At 42.6% G+C, this 21,313-nt stretch carries 25 protein-coding genes; 13 read left to right on the forward strand and 12 right to left on the reverse strand.

The window, feature by feature from the left end:
• The first annotated feature begins 58 nt into the window (after positions 1 to 58).
• Both OKW21_RS05955 and OKW21_RS05960 read left to right on the forward strand, forming a co-directional pair.
• Entirely contained in the window at positions 59 to 970 is a 912-nt protein-coding gene (locus tag OKW21_RS05955) for an AraC family transcriptional regulator (RefSeq protein WP_277478243.1), read from the forward strand.
• Positions 971 to 1,035: 65 nt separating this feature from the next.
• The gene (locus tag OKW21_RS05960) at positions 1,036 to 2,316 is read left to right on the forward strand and encodes a protoporphyrinogen/coproporphyrinogen oxidase (protein WP_277478245.1); all 1,281 of its coding nucleotides are present in this window, start codon (positions 1,036 to 1,038) and stop codon (positions 2,314 to 2,316) included.
• A gap of 262 nt (positions 2,317 to 2,578) precedes the next feature.
• Here the strand turns inward: OKW21_RS05960 and OKW21_RS05965 are convergent, their stop codons facing one another.
• Positions 2,579 to 3,070, reverse strand: a complete 492-nt coding sequence (locus OKW21_RS05965) for a DUF3347 domain-containing protein (protein ID WP_277478247.1) — start codon at positions 3,068 to 3,070, stop codon at positions 2,579 to 2,581.
• Between the two features lie 220 nt (positions 3,071 to 3,290).
• Between OKW21_RS05965 and OKW21_RS05970 the strand changes: the two genes are divergently transcribed.
• The 7 genes from OKW21_RS05970 (at position 3,291) to OKW21_RS06000 (ending at position 8,679) form a co-directional block, all read left to right on the forward strand.
• The gene (locus OKW21_RS05970; RefSeq protein WP_277478249.1) at positions 3,291 to 3,815 is read left to right on the forward strand and encodes a class I SAM-dependent methyltransferase; all 525 of its coding nucleotides are present in this window, start codon (positions 3,291 to 3,293) and stop codon (positions 3,813 to 3,815) included.
• A 268-nt stretch (positions 3,816 to 4,083) separates the two neighbouring features.
• Complete coding sequence (locus OKW21_RS05975; protein WP_277478251.1) at positions 4,084 to 4,266, forward strand: hypothetical protein; 183 nt, start codon at positions 4,084 to 4,086, stop codon at positions 4,264 to 4,266.
• A gap of 32 nt (positions 4,267 to 4,298) precedes the next feature.
• Positions 4,299 to 4,757 carry a glycosyl-4,4'-diaponeurosporenoate acyltransferase CrtO family protein gene (locus OKW21_RS05980; protein WP_277478253.1) on the forward strand — a complete coding sequence of 153 codons (459 nt, stop codon included), beginning with the start codon at positions 4,299 to 4,301 and terminating at the stop codon, positions 4,755 to 4,757.
• Between the two features lie 613 nt (positions 4,758 to 5,370).
• Positions 5,371 to 6,741 carry a glycoside hydrolase family 28 protein gene (locus OKW21_RS05985; RefSeq protein ID WP_277478255.1) on the forward strand — a complete coding sequence of 457 codons (1,371 nt, stop codon included), beginning with the start codon at positions 5,371 to 5,373 and terminating at the stop codon, positions 6,739 to 6,741.
• Between the two features lie 134 nt (positions 6,742 to 6,875).
• Positions 6,876 to 7,451, forward strand: a complete 576-nt coding sequence (locus tag OKW21_RS05990; protein WP_277478256.1) for a Crp/Fnr family transcriptional regulator — start codon at positions 6,876 to 6,878, stop codon at positions 7,449 to 7,451.
• Between the two features lie 64 nt (positions 7,452 to 7,515).
• Entirely contained in the window at positions 7,516 to 7,956 is a 441-nt protein-coding gene (locus OKW21_RS05995; protein WP_277478258.1) for a carboxymuconolactone decarboxylase family protein, read from the forward strand.
• A 12-nt stretch (positions 7,957 to 7,968) separates the two neighbouring features.
• Positions 7,969 to 8,679 (forward strand): DJ-1/PfpI family protein, encoded by a 711-nt coding sequence (locus OKW21_RS06000; RefSeq protein ID WP_277478260.1) that lies wholly within the window; start codon positions 7,969 to 7,971, stop codon positions 8,677 to 8,679.
• A gap of 97 nt (positions 8,680 to 8,776) precedes the next feature.
• On the opposite strand, the gene OKW21_RS06005 is transcribed toward OKW21_RS06000, so the two are convergent.
• Both OKW21_RS06005 and OKW21_RS06010 read right to left on the reverse strand, forming a co-directional pair.
• Positions 8,777 to 9,607: a 3-keto-disaccharide hydrolase gene (locus OKW21_RS06005; protein WP_277478262.1), complete on the reverse strand. Its 831-nt coding sequence runs from the start codon at positions 9,605 to 9,607 to the stop codon at positions 8,777 to 8,779.
• A 113-nt stretch (positions 9,608 to 9,720) separates the two neighbouring features.
• Positions 9,721 to 10,113 carry a Dabb family protein gene (locus OKW21_RS06010; protein WP_277478264.1) on the reverse strand — a complete coding sequence of 131 codons (393 nt, stop codon included), beginning with the start codon at positions 10,111 to 10,113 and terminating at the stop codon, positions 9,721 to 9,723.
• 146 nt (positions 10,114 to 10,259) lie between these two features.
• On the opposite strand from OKW21_RS06010, the gene OKW21_RS06015 reads away from it, so the two are divergent.
• Positions 10,260 to 11,009 carry a CPBP family intramembrane glutamic endopeptidase gene (locus OKW21_RS06015; protein ID WP_277478266.1) on the forward strand — a complete coding sequence of 250 codons (750 nt, stop codon included), beginning with the start codon at positions 10,260 to 10,262 and terminating at the stop codon, positions 11,007 to 11,009.
• A 14-nt stretch (positions 11,010 to 11,023) separates the two neighbouring features.
• Here the strand turns inward: OKW21_RS06015 and OKW21_RS06020 are convergent, their stop codons facing one another.
• Positions 11,024 to 11,434, reverse strand: a complete 411-nt coding sequence (locus OKW21_RS06020) for a GNAT family N-acetyltransferase (protein WP_277478268.1) — start codon at positions 11,432 to 11,434, stop codon at positions 11,024 to 11,026.
• Positions 11,435 to 11,536: 102 nt separating this feature from the next.
• Between OKW21_RS06020 and OKW21_RS06025 the strand changes: the two genes are divergently transcribed.
• A complete protein-coding gene (locus OKW21_RS06025) occupies positions 11,537 to 12,499 on the forward strand; it encodes a nucleoside hydrolase (RefSeq protein ID WP_277478270.1) in 963 nt (320 codons plus the stop codon).
• On the opposite strand, the gene OKW21_RS06030 is transcribed toward OKW21_RS06025, so the two are convergent.
• The gene (locus tag OKW21_RS06030; RefSeq protein ID WP_277478272.1) at positions 12,496 to 13,302 is read right to left on the reverse strand and encodes a PIG-L deacetylase family protein; all 807 of its coding nucleotides are present in this window, start codon (positions 13,300 to 13,302) and stop codon (positions 12,496 to 12,498) included. The genes OKW21_RS06025 and OKW21_RS06030 overlap by 4 nt on opposite strands.
• 87 nt (positions 13,303 to 13,389) lie before the next feature.
• The gene (locus OKW21_RS06035) at positions 13,390 to 13,887 is read right to left on the reverse strand and encodes an MOSC domain-containing protein (protein ID WP_277478273.1); all 498 of its coding nucleotides are present in this window, start codon (positions 13,885 to 13,887) and stop codon (positions 13,390 to 13,392) included.
• Between the two features lie 124 nt (positions 13,888 to 14,011).
• Here OKW21_RS06035 and OKW21_RS06040 point away from each other — a divergent pair, with 124 nt between their 5' ends.
• Entirely contained in the window at positions 14,012 to 14,626 is a 615-nt protein-coding gene (locus tag OKW21_RS06040) for a hypothetical protein (protein ID WP_277478275.1), read from the forward strand.
• Positions 14,627 to 14,680: 54 nt separating this feature from the next.
• Entirely contained in the window at positions 14,681 to 15,304 is a 624-nt protein-coding gene (gene msrB / locus OKW21_RS06045; protein WP_277478276.1) for a peptide-methionine (R)-S-oxide reductase MsrB, read from the forward strand.
• On the opposite strand, the gene OKW21_RS06050 is transcribed toward msrB, so the two are convergent.
• From OKW21_RS06050 to OKW21_RS06075, 6 genes are all read right to left on the reverse strand, one after another.
• Positions 15,301 to 15,930: an HAD-IA family hydrolase gene (locus OKW21_RS06050; protein WP_277478278.1), complete on the reverse strand. Its 630-nt coding sequence runs from the start codon at positions 15,928 to 15,930 to the stop codon at positions 15,301 to 15,303. The two genes, msrB and OKW21_RS06050, sit on opposite strands and share 4 nt — an antisense overlap.
• 196 nt (positions 15,931 to 16,126) lie before the next feature.
• Positions 16,127 to 16,822, reverse strand: coding sequence for a tellurite resistance TerB family protein (locus tag OKW21_RS06055; protein ID WP_277478280.1), 696 nt, complete (start codon positions 16,820 to 16,822; stop codon positions 16,127 to 16,129).
• 348 nt (positions 16,823 to 17,170) lie between these two features.
• Positions 17,171 to 17,425 (reverse strand): hypothetical protein, encoded by a 255-nt coding sequence (locus OKW21_RS06060; protein ID WP_277478281.1) that lies wholly within the window; start codon positions 17,423 to 17,425, stop codon positions 17,171 to 17,173.
• 45 nt (positions 17,426 to 17,470) lie between these two features.
• The gene (locus OKW21_RS06065; protein WP_277478283.1) at positions 17,471 to 18,229 is read right to left on the reverse strand and encodes a LytR/AlgR family response regulator transcription factor; all 759 of its coding nucleotides are present in this window, start codon (positions 18,227 to 18,229) and stop codon (positions 17,471 to 17,473) included.
• A complete protein-coding gene (locus tag OKW21_RS06070) occupies positions 18,226 to 19,299 on the reverse strand; it encodes a sensor histidine kinase (RefSeq protein ID WP_277478285.1) in 1,074 nt (357 codons plus the stop codon). Before OKW21_RS06070 ends, OKW21_RS06065 begins: the two co-directional genes overlap by 4 nt.
• Positions 19,300 to 19,310: 11 nt before the next feature.
• Positions 19,311 to 21,218 carry a fasciclin domain-containing protein gene (locus OKW21_RS06075; protein WP_277478286.1) on the reverse strand — a complete coding sequence of 636 codons (1,908 nt, stop codon included), beginning with the start codon at positions 21,216 to 21,218 and terminating at the stop codon, positions 19,311 to 19,313.
• Positions 21,219 to 21,313 lie beyond the last annotated feature (95 nt).

The following is a 21,313-nucleotide window of genomic DNA, read 5'->3' on the forward strand; positions in this document are numbered from 1 at the left end:
TTGACAATCTATCAAAAAGTAGCTATTTTGTATCAAGCCTATCCTAAATGTATTTTTTATGAGCGATCAACTTTTGGAGCAGATCAAACCTGAGCAGATTATTGAAAACCGAAAGGTTTATAGTGGTGAGCAGGCTGAGTTGTGTGTTTACGAGACATATCAGGAAGCCGAGTTGGTGAACTTCGGACGCCTGGATAATCCTGTACTTTTGTTTATGCTGAATGGGAAAAAGGTAATCCATGAAAGTGAGCAAAAGCAGCATCATGTCTTTGACTTCACTCCCGGTGAATCTTTGGTGATGGCTCCTCAGGAGTTGGTACAGATAGATTTTCCCGATGCCAGTCCCGATCATCCCACCCGCTGTCTTACCCTTGAGATAGGCAAAACACTCATTAGCGATACTCTGAGTCAGCTGCAGGAAGAACTAAGCCATGGGGTCCAAGATGAAGTCTTTACTCAGGATTCTCTACAGTATGAAAGCGTCACAGATGCCAGAATTAACAATGCAATACACCGCATATGTAGTTACTACACTCAGACTTTAGACAGCACTTCTCGCAAACTGCTGATCAGCCATACCCTGCAAGAACTTATCATATTGATGATGCAAACCAAAGCAAGGCATATCCTGCTCAGCAAAAAAAGTAATGAAATGCCACGCATGCAGCATGTGGTGGATTACATCATGAAACACTTAGAAAAGGATTTGAGTGTGGAAGAACTGGCGGAGAAAGCCTGTATGAGCAAACCTACTTTTTATCGTTACTTCAAAAAAGTATTAGGCTTATCCCCTGTGGAGTTTGTCAACCGTAAGCGGATGCAGATCGCCAAACAATTGCTGTTACAGGAAGATAAAGCGGTAAGTGATGTCTGCTATGCGGTGGGCTACAACAGCACTTCGCACTTCATCCGGTCCTTTAAGAAACAATATGGCTGTACGCCCAAGCAGTACCAAAAATCTTATTTTTAGATAAACATCTGCCTCTTTTCATCGCTTTGGTTTTATATTAGCATTCCATTAACCAAAGCAAATTCATGTCAAAGGAATCAAATGCTGAAACAGATATATTAATCATTGGCGCAGGGCTTTCCGGACTTACTGCCGCCAATTATCTCAAGCGCTATGGTTATCATGTGAAAATCCTGGAGGCAGATGATAGGGTAGGGGGACGTGTCAGGACCGATCAGCTTGAGGGCTTTTTGATGGATCGGGGGTTTCAGGTCTTTCTTACTGCTTATCCTGAGGCCAAAGCAATGCTGGATTATGATGCACTAGACCTGAAGTCCTTTATGCCCGGGGCTATGATCTTTAAGCATAAGAAAGCTTTTGAAGTTGCGGATCCTTTACGTGAACCGTCTTTGGCCCTCAAATCTTTATTTTCAAGCGTAGGCACGCTGGGAGATAAGTTCAAGATCCTTTCACTGGCACAAAGGCTGAAGAAGATGAGTGTGGAAGAGATCTTTGTGCAGCCTGAGATGAGCACGCTGGCCGTCATACAGGAGTATGGCTTCAGTGAAAAGATTTTACGTTATTTCTTTCAACCTTTTATGGCGGGTATCTTTCTGGAAGATGGGCTGACTACCTCAAGAAGAGCGTTTGATTTTGTATTCAAAATGTTTACCGAAGGTGATGCCACAGTGCCTGCGCAGGGTATGGAAATGATCCCCAAACAGTTGGCCGCTAAACTGGGTGAAGAAAACATTCTTTGTAAGCAGAAAGTAACGGATATCAGCGGTAATCAGGTGACGACTGAGTCAGGGCAGATATTTTCTGCCAGGACAATTCTTCTGGCTACCGACCCTCTTGGCTATGTGAATAAATTCCTGGAAAAGAAGGAGGTCATCAACAAGTACCATAGTACCACCAATCTGTACTTCAGCGCTGACAAGCCACCCATATCCAGGCCAATATTGGCTTTGAATGCTGCAGGCGATAAGCTGGTCAATAATGTCTGTGTGATGAGCCAGGTAGCGCCTACCTATGCCCCTGAAGGACAACATCTTATTTCAGTTTCTATCAACGGTTATCAGAAAGCTTCTGAGGAAGAGCTGATACTTAACATAAAAGATGAACTGTCAGACTGGTTTGGTAGTGAACAAACCGAAAGCTGGAATCACCTGCGAACCTATAAAGTAAAGTATGCCTTGCCCAATCAGGATAGTGTGACCCACGAGGTTGATGCTGAACAGCTCAAACTCAAAGATGGACTCTATACAGCCGGTGATTATCTGCTCAACGGTTCAATCAATGCTGCTATGCGCTCCGGTCGTATCGCTGCCGACGTAATTCGTGAGGATATGATTGCAGGTGGGTAGTAAAAACCCAACTCACCCAAAGTCTGTGTCTCACCTAAAGTATATACGCAACTGGCTTCAGTCTGATACTGAGGCTTTTGCAATGATGTCAAGTCTGAGAATTGACATTATAATTTACGCTTCAGTGACACACTGAAGCGAGGATTGTCTCTCAGACCCAAACTTAGCGATGACAAATAACAGCTTAGAGAGTAGCTGCTATGTCTCCCCATTGGTTTTGTACTTCAAAAGGATTATGCAGCTTCTGAGAGCGACTAAGCCACTAAGCTCCATCACAATCAAAGTCATTGGGGCAATAGTAGTAGTAGATGCTTTGGCCTTCAAACTTTGTCACCTTAGCCATCTTGTAAGCAGCGGGAGCCATGGGGTAATAACTAATTCGTATCTCGGATAATCCGTCTACATTTGTGATAGTTTCGGGACTTTGGCGGATGAAATGTGCGGCCTTCGTATAAAGATCTATTATTTGCGCTTCCATTTTCAGGTTCTCCTGCTCATACCGCTGCATAAGGTTGACCAATTCCCTGGCTTCTGCTTTCGCTGCCTCAGCATTATTTTCAGCAAGCGCTTCTCCAATATTCATATAAGCATTGACTACCACCAGCAAGCGATCTTTCAGCCTCTCTGGTACGGACTCTGTAGAAATATTGGCAAGCGTGTCAGTCGGATCATAATCATAGCTTAGCGTGTCACTTAACTGCCTTTCGTCCGGCTCATCTCCGCTCAGCTCTACCTCTGCCCTGTGCTTCTTCATTCAGGCGCTGTCCGCAGGCCACAGCCAGCAATGACAGTAGCATAATGAAAGTAAATGTATATGATGCCTTGTTTATACCTGGTGTTTATCTGATGAAAGAATATTAGCTTTGATACCTTTCTAACTTTGTGATGTTGAATCTGTTTGAACCGTTGGTTGGTTACACCTTCAGCACTTGGGCAATTCTGGCCAGAGTCGTAAGCTCATAAAACAAAATAGTGTGAAAATATCTGATGCCATCAACTTAATAAGAGATGCGGAAATTGACCATTCCAATCCATCCATTTGGGCAGATCTGGGCTGTGGCAGCGGCACGTTTACGCTCGCACTCGCTCACTTATTGGCTGAAGGGAGTACTGTCTATGCCATTGATAAGCAAAGCCAAAGGATCAGCAAGCCTGATCATGAAGTAAATATCGTCTTTCGGCAGGCTGATTTTGAGCGTGATGCATTGAATTTATCTCCTCTGGATGGCTTACTGATGGCCAATGCGCTGCATTATATGGAAGATAAAGAAGCATTGCTCAGCCGACTGCTGCAATATATCAGGCCGGGAGGAAAATTGCTGTTAGTAGAATACGATACCCTGAGGGCTAATCCCTGGGTGCCTTACCCCATAGACTTTCAGCACATGGAAAGCTTGCTACAATTGTTGGGTATGGAGCGGGTCGTGAAGCTAGGAGAGCGTCGCTCTTTATACAATGGCAGCCAAATGTACGCCTGCCTCGCCGAAAAAGGAAAGTAAGTGAAGTATTCTGTCGCTCAGCTCAGCAAGCATCATAATGAATGATGCACGCGTTACGCTGCGCTAATCTCGCGCCTTATTAAACTTGCAATAAAAAGCTGGGCAAAAAGTTAAGCCGCTTTTTGGTATGGATTGAACCTGCTACATTAGATTGGACAGTAAGTTAAACACGAATTGCTAATTTTACTGCTAATGAAAAGAGAAAGCCGACGCGGCGCGGAAGAAACTTTGACAAGGAGTTCAAATTAATGGCAGTCCCCGAGGCCCGGTGAAACTTTGTCTTGCCGGTAAGTCCACAAAGGAAGTTGGTGAAGAGCTTGGTATTAGAACAGAACTGGTCAGACGGTGGAAGCGTGAACATGAGCAATACCAAGAAGGTAGTTTTTCAGGCCATGGAAATGCGAATATGACTGCTGAGCAGATCGCGCTATTTGAACTTGTAATTGTGTAGCATAAAACTTTCTGCCCTAAAATTCAGATCAAATGCACTATTTTTTTTATTCATTGACCATCATATTTTTATCGTGGGCTGTTGGAGAAATTGTAAATAATAAAACCAAAAACACAAGCTGGTATAAAAACTTTAAATCATTGAATTTTATACAAAATAGTAAGGTGGAAAATGTGATTGGTTTAAAAATGTTTAAATGGCTTTTGACTAAAACAATTTTAACAAAATTTAATCCAAAATTGAGATTAAAAAAGAAAACCTCAGGCGGATTGATATTCATGAAACAAGAAATGACGAATGCTGAAATAAGTCATTTAATTGCTTTTTTGTTAGTAAATATAATTGGATTGGTAATTTGGGTTTTTGTAAATAGTTTATTTGGGATAACAACTATTCTATTAAATATTCTCATGAACTTATACCCTAGCTTACTTCAGCAACAAAACAAGCGGCGAATAAACAAAATTTTAACTTCTCGCAACTTTAGGTAAGCACGCATATTTACAATTGTGGCCCTTCAGCCCCATCCTGGTCTGTGCCCCTCCGCTTCGGACGTTGCCACGCTTGGTCCACCCAGACCTGTTATTCAAGCATAGATAGTATTCATTTAGCCATGCGTTATCAGGGTAGTCAGTTCATAAATTCCCGCAGGCCATTGAAGCAGGTATATTTTGGACTACTACTATTAAGAGTATTGACTCATCATGAAAGGAACCGGTTTTCAGAGAGAAAATAGCAGTTTATGCGTTGGTATCATGACAGGCCGGACCTACCCCAATGGTAAAGATATGGCTATCAGTGTTTATTTCAGATTCGTATGTCTCTGCTGAGAACATGATCGGCTTATCGCCAGCATTTGCTCATCTATATTTGATCGCTGTAAGCGATTGAGAGTATAGCCAAAGTATCTTTCAACAGGCTAACTTTTCATTATGGAGCGCAATGTTTGTTGTGCTAGATACTACATGTTGCCCAGGCAGTATAAACCTTCTATCTTGCACAAATCAGCTAAGCAAAAATGCTATTGAAAGGTAGACAGCGCCTAAATGTATAAGAAGCAGTAGCCTTTAGCTTTGCAGTTAACAAATTACGAGAGAATAATTTATGAGATACATCTATCTGTTTTTGATATTCATTTTTTTGGTCACGCTATTTTCCTTTGTGGTGGAAGAAGATGCAGTACCTGTGCGAGAGATCAAAGTGGAGGCCCCCTTTGATGTTCCAAACATAACAGTTCCTGATTTTAGCATGAGTGAAAGCTTTCCCATCACAGATTTTGGGGCGGTGCAGGGAGATAAAGACAAGACTTCGCAGGCCATTGCCCATGCCATAGATGAAGCCCATAAAGCGGGAGGAGGAATAGTAGTAGTCCCTGAAGGAGAATGGCTGACCAAAAAGATTCATCTGAAAAGTAATGTGAATTTGCATTTGAATGAGGGGGCAGTGCTTCTTTTTTCAGAAAAGCCTGCAGACTATTTACCTGCTGTACATACTACCTGGGAAGGGATGGAGTGCTATAATTATTCTCCTTTGATTTATGCCTATGAGTGCGAGAATGTCGCCATCACCGGACAGGGAGAGTTAAAAGCAAAGATGGAGGTATGGGAAAAGTGGTTTGCGCGTCCTCCGGCTCATATGAACAGTCTGAAGAGGCTCTACAATCTGGCAGCTAAAGATGTTCCGGTAGAAGAAAGACTGATGGTCAATGACTCTTCTCATCTTCGGCCTCAGTTTATTCAGTTTAATCGCTGTGAGAATATTTTGCTGGAAGGTATCAAGATCACCAACAGTCCTTTTTGGGTCATTCATCCTTATCTGTCAAAAAATGTTGTGATCAGAAACGTGGAAGTGTTTGCGCATGGGCATAACAATGATGGCGTAGATCCTGAAATGAGTCAGAATATGCTCATAGAAGACTGTGTGTTTGATCAGGGAGATGACGCTATTGCAATCAAATCAGGTCGTAATCAGGATGCCTGGAGACTGGATACACCTTCAAAAAACATAGTGATGCGAAATTGCCTGGTAAAAAACGGCCACCAACTGGTAGCCATTGGCAGTGAACTTTCGGGCGGTATTGAAAATGTGTTTGTTGATAACTGTGAAGTAGAAGAGGGAGCGCAACTCAACCATTTGTTATTCATCAAAACCAACGAGCGTAGGGGAGGCTATGTCAAGAATATTCACGTAAGCAATATCAAGTCAGGTAAGATTGACGCAGGCATACTGGGGATAGAAACGGATGTGCTATACCAGTGGAGAGACCTTGTACCGACCTATGAGCGGCGCCTTACGCCTATCTCAGACATATACCTGACTAATGTAGCCTCTAAAGATGTGACATTTATCTCCAGAATTCTGGCACAGGAAGAACTACCCGTAAAAAATATATGGCTCAAAAACGTGTCGGCAGTCAAAGTTGAGGGGGAGAATTTGATACATGAAAATGTGCAAAATTTCCATCGGGAGAATTAATACATGCTGAGGCTTTTGTACTATGCATTAAAAACAGGAGGCAATAGAGGAGTTGCATGCTATCTATTTCTAAGCCGCGCTATCTACTGCTAATGGCTGTGTTTGACCTGAATTTGACGATAATTGAACTTCACATGAAAGACCGATTCTTCCAGCATATCAATAAGTTCATGGCTTTTGACAAAGATGATTTTACGGAAGCCCTTTCCTATTTTCAATACAAAGAAGTGGACAAAAAGGAAATGCTCATGGAAGCAGCTTCAGTATGCAGACAATGTTTCTTTGTGTTAAAAGGTTGTCTTCATATGTATTTTATCAATGATAAGGGAGTAGAAAAAAACATTCAGTTTGCGATTGAAAACTGGTGGATGTCTGATTACCTGGCCTATCAGCATCAGCAAAAGACGGGTTTTTATATCCAGGCAGCAGAAGCCAGTGAACTGCTTTGCCTTGACTACGATAAGCAGAACCAGCTATTAACAGCCTTTCCCCAGCTGGAGTCATATTTCAGGCAGGTATACCAGATTGCCTATGGTGCTTCCATTATGCGGGTAAAATATCAGTTTGACTATTCCAAAGAAGAAATATTCTTTTCCTTCAGTGAACAGTTTCCGGAATTTGTACAGCGTGTCCCCCAGTATATGATTGCCACCTACCTGGGGCTCACGCCTGAATATGTGAGCGAACTGAGAAAAAAGAAACGATCTTAAACCAGCTTAATTTTATTGGAGTCGCTGCCCTTTACCTTTGCTTCATATCAAACCTATCAAGCAAATGGAAAAGAGAATTCAAATAGATGCATTAGAGCCTGAAGCTTATAAGGCCATGTTCGCATTGGAACAATACCTGCAAAAAAGTCAGCTGAGCAGAGCCCATAAAGAACTCATCAAAATTAGGGCTTCCCAGCTCAATGGCTGTGCTTTTTGCATCAATATGCATAGCCAGGATGCGCTCAGATACGGAGAGAGCGCCCAAAGGATATTCCTCTTAGATGCCTGGAGAGAAGCCGGGCTTTTTACTGAGGAAGAAAAATGTCTTTTGCAGCTTACTGAAGAAGTGACCCTGATTCACCAGAGAGGCTTATCTTCTGAGACGTACAAAAAGGCAGTTGAATTGCTTGGGGAGCATTACTTAGCACAGGCCATTATGGCTATTACAACTATTAATGCCTGGAACAGGCTAGCTATCAGTACACACAAGCCAATAGCAGACTAAGTTTTGGTCCTTATGAGAACGGTATATATCCTTATTGCTTCACTCTTGTGTATGTGTGCCTGTAGTGTAGAAATTAAAGAAACACATTCTGGCAGTATTGACGCTAAGCAGAAAGTAATAAAGAAAGGCCTGCCCGTAATTGGCTTGTTGATGTATGAGGGGGTACTTACCACTGAAGTTACAGCTCCCCTGGATGTGTTTTCCAAGCCTTCTGTAGAGGGTGAACAGCTTTTTAATGTCATCACCATAGCCCCGACCGATGCTCCCATCCTAAGCGAAGAAGGCTTGGTGATGCAAGCGGATTTTACTTTTGAGAAAGCACCGCAGCTGGATGTGCTCTTTGTACCCAGTGCCTACGATATGCATTCACTGGTGCGAAATGAAGAAATCCTTACATTTATTAAAGCGCAAAATCAGTATACAACCTATACGGTAAGTAATTGCGCCGGTGCCCAGTTGATAGGTGCGTCAGGGATTGCAGATGGGAAGAAGATCGTAACCTGGATAGGAGGAGGAAAGGAATTGCAGGAGAATTATCCAGCGTTAAAAGTTCAGGATGACTTATCAGTGAGCTATGTAGAAGACGGTAAATTTCTATCGGCGAATGGTAATTTAGCCAGTTATATCTCTTCCCTGGAGCTGTTGGAAAAGCTGACGGATCAGTCTCATAGAAAATTTGTAGAATCTTATCTTTATCTGGACAGGCTACAGCAATGGAAATAACGGTGAGGCAATGTCCTGATCAAAATAATGAGGAAAACCCGCCATATCTCTGAAATTTGGCGGGTTTTATGTCCCATTACTGATGTTAAACTATTACTTACTCCACCAGCGGAAGAATTTCAATCTTTCTGAAGTCAACCGGATGGCTTTCACTTTGCAGTGAGATGTAACCGGAGCTAAGCATCTGACCGTCAACCTTTAAGGCTTCATCGTAACCGCTTACGGTGCCACCGCCCATCTGGGGCTGCTGATAAGAGAGTACGGTATCTCCGTTGACCAGATGATGAATAACTGAGTCTCCCAGTACTACTACCTCAGCAGTTACCCACTGATCACCTCGGTAGGTCTCTGAGCTGGAGCTGATACAATGCTGGGTAACTAATTCGTCATCCATTACTACATTGGTACCGGGAGTGCAGAGGTTACAGGTAGTACGCTCCCCTTCTTCCGGTCCGCCCAATAACTGCACTTCAATAGAAATAGGAAAATCCTGCTCTAGTCCCATGGTTTCAGGAGCCTGCCCATGTACCATGATGCCACTGTTACGCCAGGCCCAGCCTTCACCCTTGGGTGCCTGCTCACCCACAAAGCGGTACTCTACCCTGAACTTATAGTGAGAGTAAGGCTTTTCATAAAAGATGTGACCGTATTGTTGCGCGAAGTCATCATATTGGTCATAACGTACCTTCATCATTCCATCTTCCACCCTGAAAGTATTGTTATAGTTATCATCCAACGCATGACCTCTTATTTTTACTTTCCAGCCACTAAGGTCTTCTCCATTAAACAGGGAAATCCATTCTTCATCAGAAGTAGTAGTATTGCTTTCGGATTCAGTGCTGGCTTGGGCTTGCTCCTGATGGTCTTGGCTGGGGCTGCACCCCCAAATGAATAAAAGAGTGCTGAATGCTAAGGCTAAGGTTTTCATAAGTGTAATAAGTGAGAATATTAATCTTGGTGATAGTATGAAAAATAAATGTCATGCATCACATGGAGAAGCATGACATTTGATAATGATTTTGAGAAGCTCGCCAGAGGAGATTAATCCATAGGATGATAATCTACCACAAAGGCATCTTCCAATACCCCTAAAGATCCAAGTAGTTCACCAAATTTTTTGTGCTCAGGATGGGGCAGGTAGGTGTCACGGGCAGCGGCATCTTCAAAAGTAAGGGTGTATACATGCGTGAAACCCATATTCTTACCCTCCGGACTATTGTTAATACCATGCTCAAAAGAAACGATTCCCGGAATCGTATTTTGAAGGTCGCGAAAAGCATCAGTAACTTTCTTGATGTCAGCATCGGAAGCATCCTCCTTGTATTTGAAGACTACTACATGTCTTAAAGTATCTTCTTGTTGTTGCATATGAATGATGAATGAGCTGGCGGTAATTGCCAGAATTAATGAAAGTACAATTGAAATCTTTTTCATGTTTCTACAGTAGCTTAGTGTTGATGTGAAGGCAAGTTATTATTTTTTGCTAAAATTTCTAACAATGAACGGTATGGCTCCTGAAAAAGCTGAGCTTTCATGAAAGCCTGAGCCAGCCCAGTATTATAAGCTTTACCTTCAACGCAATGTCTCTATCTTCACATGATTATCGGAAAGCCTTTCGCGGATGGATCAGACCAGGCTGGGCAACAGCAATTGTACTCCTGTTTGTTTTCAGTAGTGTTAGGTTTGTTTTGGTGCTCCAGGCCAATGTAAATGATAACTACCAGTATATCTCTTACTTTTTTGTGATGATGATTCTCCTTCCTTTTGTCTGCCTGAACGGGCAAGGGCAAAAATCAATAGGCATTGATAAAGTAAGTAGCTGGAAGGGAATAGGATGGGGGGCGTTTTTTGGGGTAGTAAGTTGTACTTTGCTATTTGGCTTAATGAATTGGTTTTACGGCAAAACAGATGCAAATGCATTCACATATATCTCCCATACGTATAAGGAGTTACCTGAAGTCATGGATAGCCAAAGCCGCCTGATGTATTTTGCAATATTTGCAGGGGTCAGCATGCTTTTTAGCCCTTTGGGGGAGGAGTTATTTTACCGAGGGCTTATCCATGAAAACATTGCTTTTGAAGTAGGTCACAACAATGCCAGTGTGATTGACAGCCTGGCATTCAGCCTGGTTCATCTTTCTCATTTTGGTATTGTTTACCTTGATGGAAGCTGGCAGTTCTTGTTTTGGCCATCCATCTTGTGGATGTTGGGCTTATACATAAGCTGTAGACTGTTTTATTTTGCGAGAGTGTTGAGCGGTACAATTTTAGGAGCTATCGTAGCACACGCTTCGATGGCTTACTACATCTTTTACCACATTCTTGGGTAGGAAGTCTATGAGCTTTAGTCATGTTCATTCCCTTTGTAAATCCACATGGGTTGAGTTGCGCCTGCTTTTACAAAGCCACACTTTTCATAGAAGCGAACAGCTTCTTTGTCGGCGGTAAGCATTTGCATGTGGAAATGTCTGTATTTCTCAGCCATCCGCTGCATGATCATCTGACCAATCCCAGTACCCTGATAATCTGGATGTACCAATAGATGCGGGTAGTATACTACGAGATGACCATCGGAAATAGCATTGCCCAGGCCTAGCAGGGTTTCACCTTCCCAGGCTGTCACCAGGCTATGCGAATGCATTAAGCCCTGATACAAAGCCTCCGGCTTATCTGCCGCTGACCAGTCATTAGCGCGGTAAAGTTCAATGATCAGTGGCAGAGGAATATTTCTATCTTCGGAAAGCTGTGCAGGCATGCGTTTTTTTGGGCTAAATGTACTAGTTTTGAGCGAGAAACAGTTGGAAGTCAGAAGCAGGAAAACTTCTAACTTCCTGCTTCTTTCAATAAAGATCAAAATATGAATAAGCCTCAGCAGCACAAAAAAGTATTTCTGGATCATGATGGAGGAGTAGATGATCTGCTTGCTCTCTTGCTTGTACTCTGCATGGATGAAGTAGAGCTTATTGGTGTGAGTGTTACCCCGGCCGACTGTTATGCAGAATATGCGGCAGAATCTTCACGTAAATTTATGGATTTGATGTTGGCAGAGCCGGTGGAAGTAGCTATCAGCAAGGCCAGGGGCATGAATGCTTTTCCTGAAGTGTGGCGTGCCCAGCCGCAGATCATCAATGCTTTTCCGCAACTGCTTAATATGAAAAGCATACGTTCACTGCTAAGTGAACGGGAAGCCAGCGACTTTATCATTGAAATGCTGATGAACAGTTCTGAGCCGGTATCATATCTCATGACAGGTCCAAGTACTACGCTGGTAAACGCCTTACAAAAAGAACCGGCGATCAAAGAAAAAATCAGCGAAATCATTTGGATGGCGGGAGCGGTAAAAGTGCATGGTAATGTCCGTACCTATACACATAATGGTGCTGCAGAATGGAATGTGTACTGGGATGCAGCTTCTGCACAATGGCTGATAGAACAAAACCTGCCTCTTACCATAGTGCCCCTGGATGCTACCAATCATGTGCCTGTCACTTTTGATTTCTTGGAAAAAATGGCCGCACAGAAAGAGTTTGAGGTCTCTAACCTGGCTTCTTTCTGCTGGGCCATCACGGTAAATACCATTCCCGGCTATGATTATCTCTATCATATGTGGGATGTGCTATCCGTTGCATATGCCTCAAGGCCTGATTTTTTCAGTTCAAAGAAGATGGAGCTTCAAATCGCACAGAACCTGCCCAACGAAGGGGAAACCTATGAAGCGCAAGGCTCTGGTAACTGGGTGAATGTGGTCACTGATGTAGAAAGAGAGCTCTTTTACGATTATCTCTTGCAGCAATCCAGGAAGAACTTTATTCAACCCTAGCTTTGCGCCAGCATGGGAAAAAGTTGGCGTATGTCTTCATCTGTTACTTTACGTCCGTACTCACATACTTCAAATGCTTCAGCGTACTGAATTTTCTCTGACGCTGTATTTCCGTACCAATGAGACAGAGATTTTCTGATTTCATCAGAAGGTTTTTTCGTCCACTGTTCTTTTAACCATTGTATCCGGGCATCTTTATCCAGAGGTACATGATCCAGTATGCCCGCTATCCAGGGGAGCCATTCATAAAACTGTGATCGGTGAGCGTCAAGTGAAAGAATTTTGTGCTCATAGGTTTCGTCTATGCTCACTGCGATGTCCGGACGAAAAGGGTAGGGTTTCTGAAAGTGGTCCTGAAAGTAGAGGAAGAGCGGGTTTTTACGTAAGGGAGCAACTCCCGGGACTACATTGGGTACCATCACCATATAGGCGGCATCCTGAACCAACTGACTGGTATAGCGGTGGTCGGGATGGTAATCGTTAGGCCGGTGAGTAATCACGATATCGGCTTCCCACTCTCTGATGCGCTGAATAATACGGCTGCGATTCAGTAAATCCGGTGTCAACTGACCGTCATGATTGTCCATAATCTCGTAAGCTACCCCTAACACTTGAGATGCCCGGATACTTTCCTTGCTGCGGCAGTCAACCAATTCACTTCCCTGCATCACATGATGACCGGCATCACCATTGGTTACTGAAATAAACTTGACACGATGACCCAGTTTTGAAAAAAGCGCAGCTGTACCGCCACCATATACCTCACAATCATCAGGGTGTGCTCCTATAAAAAGTATGTTCATGGGTTAAATAAAATTACAAATTGAAAAATTAAAGATTAATAATTGAAGGCTTGTGTTTACTTGTCAAAAATAATCTGAGCTAAGCATTCAAGGCCTGATGAGTTTTACTGTATCTCCTACTTTTATCGTACCGCTTTGTATAATTCGTGCAGTGATTCCTCCATGACCACGAATGGCATTATAACCTCCTTCGCCCAGGTTCTCTTCCATGCGGGAGCAGGGTTGGCAGAGGCCGGTCATCTCCAGTATAGCTTCCCCTATCTGAAATCGCTGACCTTTAAGCGCTAACAGGTTAATGCCTTTGACCATGATGTTGCGCCTCAACAGAGCGGGATCCAGTTTATCCTCATCAAGAAATGACGCTACTGCATTCAGATGTTCCTCATTTATCAGTGTCACCTGCCGCTTACCATTAGCCCCGCCCCCATAATGATCACCTACCAGCCCATGCGCCTTATCCGCCAACACACTTTCTTTTTCTTGCAGCTGACTTCTTCTTTCCGGCCTTATACTTATCCAACTGACTTCTCCTGCCTGGGGAAGTGTATTTAGCAGGTCTCTGATCGTGACACCTTCTTTTCGCATAATTTTTTGGCTTGATATGCGACGAATTTACTAAAAAGCAAGACGTTTTGGCAAGAATATAGCACAAGATGAAAGATGTATAAAGAATAAGTAAGAAGGTAAGACGTTGTAGGATTAGATTTTTATGAAACAAGGTGTAGGAGTAATCATTTGTGTCTGTCTGTTAAGTTTTCAGGCGGCCGCGCAGAAGTATAGTACCGCCTTAGGGCTAAGGTTTGGAAACCAGAATTACGGCATTACCGTAAAGCAGCGGATATTTAAAACTGTAGCTGTTGAGGGTTTGATGACTGCCGGAGAACGTGAACTGCTGGGCACTTTCTTGGTAGTTAACCATTTTCCAATATTAGGCAGAGGCTTAAATGTCTATGCGGGAGGTGGAGGCCACCTGGGAGGGCTGAAAGACTTCGGGCCTGTGCTGGGCATTGATGCCATGATAGGACTTGAAGTTAAGCTGCCATTTATGCCGCTTACAGTTTCGGCCGATTTTAAGCCTGCTTACCATATTCTGCATGAAGACTGGTTTGACGCAAATACAGCGGTTTCGGTTCGTTATATCATCGGTAAGGACACCAAAAAGCAGCGGGTGAGAAAGCGGGAAAAGAGGAAGCGCAAAAAAGAACGAGCCAAACGCAAAAAAGAACGCCTGAAAGAAAGAGAGAAACGAAGAGAAGAACGGGAAGACCAAAGCTTCTGGGAGAGAATAGGGTTAGATGGCTTATTTGGCAAAAAGGATGGTTAATATGATTGTCAGTTTTATGACAAACTTTTTCGCTAAAAATGGAGTATTTATAGTATGAAAAATGCGAAACTATATTTACTAGCAATATTGGCCACTTTTGTCACCGCCTGTGGCATAAATAGCCAGGCCCAAAAGGACGACAGCAATCATTCTCAAAGGGCAGATGAGCAGGATCGCTCAGGAAAATATATTGGTATCTGGGAAGATGAGATGCAGGGAGAATATGAATATCAGTTTTCTGAAGAAGAATGGAAAGCAAAATTAAGCAAAGATGAGTTCTATATTCTTCGTGAAGCAGGAACAGAAAGGGCATTTACCAGCCCGCTGAATAAAATTAAGAAGGCCGGTGTTTTCTACTCGGCGGCTACCGGTCAGCCCCTGTTTACGACTTCCACAAAATTTGAGTCCGGTACAGGATGGCCCAGTTTTTATGAGCCTATTGACGAAAAAGCAGTGGTCCTCAAAGAAGATAATGCCTACGGAATGACCCGCATAGAAGTTCTGGACAGTAGCAGCGGTTCTCATCTAGGCCACGTTTTTCCTGATGGCCCTAAACCTACCGGACTACGCTACTGCATGAATGGAGATGCCATGCTGTTTGTAGCCAAAGGTGAGGAGCAGCCAGCACTTGTAAAAGAATATCTGGAGAAGCATCCTGAAGAAAAACCTGAAATTTAATCTGCGAACAGTGTAAGCAATTCATCCGGTTGATGGATGAGATATGAAGGCTTTAGCGATGCTAAGGCCTTTGCTGTATGAGCCCCCCAGCTAACGGCTACCATGTCTATACCCAGGTTTTTTGCGGCTTCTATATCTCGCATCTCGTCTCCTATGTATACGAGCTCTTCCGGCCTAAACTGTTTCTCCCTCATGATTTTACGCAGGACTCTGCTCTTGCCAAAGATGTTACTGGACGAATAAATAAAATCAAAAAAAGGGAGCTGGTTTGTTTTGAGAAAACACTCTACATTACTGGGTGTATTTGAAGTAAGTATGCCCAACCTGAATAACTGGCCCAGCAGAGGTAAAACCTTTTCCATTTGAGCAAATGGCTTGATCAGGTGAACCTCCTTTTGAAACTCTCTCTTGACCCGGGATGCGATGATTGGAATTTTGAGCAATGGCACTTTAAGTTCTTTAAAAGCCTCCAGGGTGGATTTACTTCTGAATCTGGCAATGTCTTCTTTATCAAGCTTTGAGAAGCCATACTCCTCGGCTAAGGTATTACTGATTTCCAAAAGCCGGTACAATGAATCGGCAATTGTTCCATCAAAATCAAAGAGGAGAGTTGTTTTATTTTGCATGAGGTTTTAGTGTAGAACAATGCTACCCAACTCAACAGTTAAAGCACTTTACTTATCTTATTCAGGAAGCTTACTGAATGGGTATAGCCTGAACTCTAAATTAACAATATCATTCTTTGATTTACTACTTACGTCAAGGTAAAATGAGAAGAAACCTCTCACTAATTTCTTCTCAAATTAAATGTTTTTACAATTATTAAAGTAATTTTCTGAGTAAGCCACCTGACCTTCTGTAGCCACGGCCTCCGCTAAGCATTCCTATTACAGAACTTAGTCCGCCTCCGCCTCTGCGGCGAGTAGCTCCGGCTCCCAGCAGGCTGCTCAGCAATCCTCCCCTGCGATGTCTTCTTCCCATTGTGCCTTTCATCAGCATAGAGCCTACCAGTCCGGTTAGTAAACCTTTTACCGGAATATTACGGCTTTCAAATTTTTGTTTAAGCCCTGTACTTTCCAAGAATCCTTCTTCGGAGGTATCCTGATCCTGAGTGGATGCAGCCTTGTCAACATACTCATAAAGCGCATCGTACTGTTCTTTGCTCACCCCCAGTTTATTGGCCATATAAAGGATTTTTTCCTTTTCTTCCTCCGAATAGTGTCCATCTGCTTTAGCAAATGATATGACATCTACGATAAAAGAATATTTGAGCTCACTGTTGGTAAGATAACTTAGATAACTTTCAAAGCCATCATTGCTAGGGCTTTTAGCCTCTTTTATCACTTCTGCTTTGTCCGCTTCTGATAATTGGGCATCATCGCATAAATCTTCCAAAAATTCTACTTCCTCAGCTGAGGCAGAATCTTCGGGAGTAGCCATACTTGCAACGGCAGCCAGGTAGGCCTTTTTTTCCTTTTCAGGATAATCTTTTAACGAATGCTTTTCTTTGAGTTCCATGACGTGATATGTTTGTTTAAAAAATGAAAGAGACATTTTGCTATAAGCACTACTAATGCTCAATAGCATAGATACTTCTATAGGGAGAAAAAATTAAAACCCTCAAAAATCTATCAAAGATATTTATTGATAATATGCTTTCTCCCTGATTGTTTGTAATAAATGAAAAAATCAAGTCAAATAGTCAGTACTCAGTATCACATTGGATAATTTGTTCAGCTTGTATTCAATGTATTTAAGGTTCAGTAAGAGGAGGGCACCCGCAAGACCAATGTTTTTGTTGGAGTTATACAACATAATGGCACCGGCAAATCCTACCATTCCGCCGGCGAAAATCATAGGCTGTCCCTAATTACTATAATCTTTAGTAGCGAGAAATATACCTCCTGCAATGACGATAGAGTAACCGATAGCGGAAGTAAATATACCTCTTTTGAAACGTTGATGAGAAAGCCTGAGATTGGCCTGCGTAGCTTCCAGTTCTACTTTCATATTCATGATTTCTCGCTTAAGAGAGTCAAACTGTGCGTTATTTTGTGCTTGTACATGCAAGCCCGAACCCAAATATACAAACAAGAAGAATAGAAAGATTTTATGAGTCATACTGCTTGTCCTGGTAATTCAATCAGTTATTAAGATATGGTTTTACTATTGATTTAACCAACTTTTAAAATCATTAACCCTTTCCCTGCTTACAATCATATCAGTAGGCCCGGGATGAGCAGTGAGCACCTTCAGCCGGCCATTGACATAGCTCTTCACCTCAGACAGCGCATCTACATTCACTATAAATTTGCGGTTAATTCTGAAAAACTGCCTGGGGTTAAGAAGTTTGTTCTCCAGTACTTCCAATGTATAATCTATGATATAACGCCTCGTATTTCCACTGGGGATCAGGTAGGTCGTTTTCCCATCAGCATAAAATAGCGCAATGTCCTCTGCGGCTGTGCTGATGTAATTGTCACCTATCTTGACCAGGAACCTTTTCTTATAGGAATTATTAAGCTGGTTTTGCATATGATTCAGTACCTCCTCATAGGTGTGTGGTCTTTGATGATAGTGTCTGTACCGGTTAAGGGCAGCGCATAATTCCTTAAAGTCAATAGGCTTGAGGAGGTAATCAATGCTGTTTACTTTAAATGCTTGTAAGGTATACTTTTCGTAAGCGGTGGTAAAAATGATGGGAGTATTTATATCAAGCTGTTTAAAAATATCAAAACTACTTCCATCGGAAAGCTGAATATCAAAAAAAGCAAGATCTACTTCTTCCCCTGATCTGAAAAAGTCTACAGTATCTTTTACAGAGTCCAGGGTAGGGTGTACAAAAATGTGTTTATCGTAATTTCTAATTTGTTGGCTTAGCAGTTCACTTGAAATGGGTTCATCTTCAACAATTAGTACTTTCATAAATCAGGCTGTTTAAATAAAGGCAACATCACCACAAAATGGGTTTTATTTTGCTTGACTACCACACGCTTGTGCGTCATGTGTTGGTATCTGAGTTCAATATTGTTAAGCCCTAATCCACCGGACATTTCTATCTGAGGCTTAAGTTGTAAGTTGTTCTTTACTACCAGAAACTCATTTTCAATGAAAATGTCTATTTGAAGGGGAGTTTTTTTTGAGATGATGTTATGTTTTACTGCGTTTTCCAGCAGAAGTTGAACCGAAGCGGGGGGAATGTGATAAGCCTGTTGATCTAGCTGATTTAAGTTTTTTTGAATATTTAAAGGCTTTCCAAAGCGGATTTTCAATAGAAAAATGTAAGCATCAATAAATTCATTTTCAGCCGAAAGTGTGACTAACTTCTGGTCATTATTGTATAGCAAATAGCGATAAACCCTGGAGAGCTGTTGAATAAATTCAGAGGCCAGCGCTGTGTCTTTGGTGATCAGACCGGAAAGTACGTTAAAAGAGTTAAATAAAAAGTGGGGGTTGATCTGGTTTCTGAGCGCTTCAAACTGTGACTCGGCATGCAATGTCTTTAGCTGTTCAGCTTCAAGCCTGGAGTCTCTTAATTTTTGACTAAAATAGGTGATAGCATGTAAAGTATGCAGAAATAAGTTGATTCTGAAAGCAAAGGCAAGACTGAGCTTGAGCTGGATAAATATATTGGTATTCTCCACCCCAAGTATTTCTGGTACTAATGTTCCAAACATGATTGCGATAAACGTTACATGTACCAGGCTTAAGAAGAAAAAAGGAATAAGAATATGAATTCTTGTGGGAATACGGACTTCTAAAGGTAGGAGTAGCCCGGACAAGAAGCGGTTACTTTCCCAAACCAGTAAGACTATGCTAAGGATTGATAAAAAGAGGAGAGTCGGTGAGATGGGGCCACTGAAAAGTCTGTCACCTTCAGTAAACAGAATATTCAGGTAAGAGTAAATCGCTAAGAGAAGTATGTAAATATATCGGAAGCGATTGCTGAACATTGAGATAAGATAATTATGCAGGTACCATATCAGTACCTGCATAAATCTAATTATTATTCAGGAAGTAACACCTGATTGATCACATGAATCACACCATTGGTTGCTAAAATGTTTACGTCAATAACTTCCGCATCAGCACTGGCTTCATTGAGGTCAGCGATAGTTACCGGATCAGCTACAGTTACAGTGATGTCGGCACCACCGGCAGTAGTTACTGCTCCGCTGGCGAGATCAGTTGAGAACACCGGGGCAGGTACTACATGATACAATAAGACAGCACGTAGTAAAGCAGGGTCAGCATCTTCTATTGCTGCTACATCCGCAAAACCTGCATCAATAAATGCCTGATCGGTAGGCGCAAATACGGTATAGGTACCATCTTCACTGCTTAACAGCTCTACCAGACTACCTTCAGTATCATCAGCATTCTGTAGTGCCGCAAGTAATAAAGTGAACTGAGGACTGTCTGCATCGCTCGCAGCAGCCACCACAATTTCAGCAATAGAACTCATCGGTGGTACAAGTACAGCATCAATCACATGTACTACTCCGTTAGCTTCTTCCAGGTCAGGGAGAATCACCTGAGCGTATCCATTTAAGAAGATACCATCTGCTCCATTATTGCTGATATAAATTTCTTCACCAGGGCCACCTTCGTCATTGTCATACAAACTCGGTGCTGATGATGGTCCGGCACCAATAGCTGAGGAAGGTACTGTTGCACCCAATACATGATATAACAGTATTTCATCCAGTAGCTCTGAAGCCAATAGCGCGGCAGCATCCGTAAAGTCGCTACCATCAATATAAGCAGTAAACGCATCATTGGTAGGCGCAAAAACGGTTAGGGTGGCATCAGCATCGGTAAGAGCACCTTCAAGTTCGGCTGTTTCTACTGCTGCCAGGAGGGTAGTAAAGCGACCTTCAGGATCAAAAACCGCTGGTTCTAAAACTGTACCCAGGCTATTAAGAATAAAAGAAGGTACAAGTACGGCATCAATGACATGTACTACACCATTGCTTGCCTGGATATCCGCTAAACCATCCACAACATTTGTACTTCCATTAATGGTAGTTCCATTTATGCTTAGGCTACTGCCTTCTAAAGTTTCTTCTGATTCAGTAAGCTCTGAGGCGGTCTTAGCAGCAGCAAGGACATGGTATTGTAAAACACGTTCCAATACATAATCAGGAACATCGTCCAGGCTGGCATAAGTATCTCCGGTAGCAGTAGTCAGTGTTTCCAAAAGGGCTGCAAACGCATCATTGGTAGGCGCAAAAACAGTCAGGTCAGCAGATTCGTCGCCAGCAGCATCAATCAGGCCAGGTACTCTACCCAATGCAGCTACTAGTGTACTTAAGGCATCGGTTTCTGAGGCTATTTCTGCAATGGTCTGGGGCGCAAGCTCAATCTCAAAGCCTTCGGGTACCAAAATCTGATCTATGGCGTGAATCACACCATTGGTAGCCATAATATCAGCTTCAATGACTGTTGCATTATCAACAGTTACTGTGCTACCATTAATCCCTATGGTTACACTTTCACCACTTAATAGTGTTGGAACACTTTGACCATCAGTCAAATCTCCTGAGGTGGCCTCCAGGGCTGCAACATGGTACTGTAGAATCTGCACCAAAGATTCCTCGCTGATATCTTCTAACGCATCTACGCCATCGGTATTCGCTAGCAAATCTTCAAAAGCAGCGTCTGTTGGCGCGAATACAGTAAAAGGACCTGTACCTGACAAATCATCATCAAGTCCGGCAGCCACGACTGCACTTACTAATATTTCAAAACGATCATCTCCCTGAGCGATCTCTACAATATTTTGTGTAGGTTCCGGATCAGTCATGCCTCCATTATCATCATCCTCATCACATGCGGTAAACAATAGTAGGCTGAGACTGAATAGGCCTAAGACGTAAAATAGGCACTTAAACTTAAAAATAGATTTTTTCATTATTCTAAGGGTTAAAAAGAGTTTGGTGAATAAACATACCCTTGGAACGAACGGAATAGATCTACAGCAGACAGAATAGGGGTGTACTGTACTGC

This window comes from Catalinimonas alkaloidigena, from assembly GCF_029504655.1.
In the GTDB taxonomy this organism is placed as follows: domain Bacteria; phylum Bacteroidota; class Bacteroidia; order Cytophagales; family Cyclobacteriaceae; genus Catalinimonas; species Catalinimonas alkaloidigena.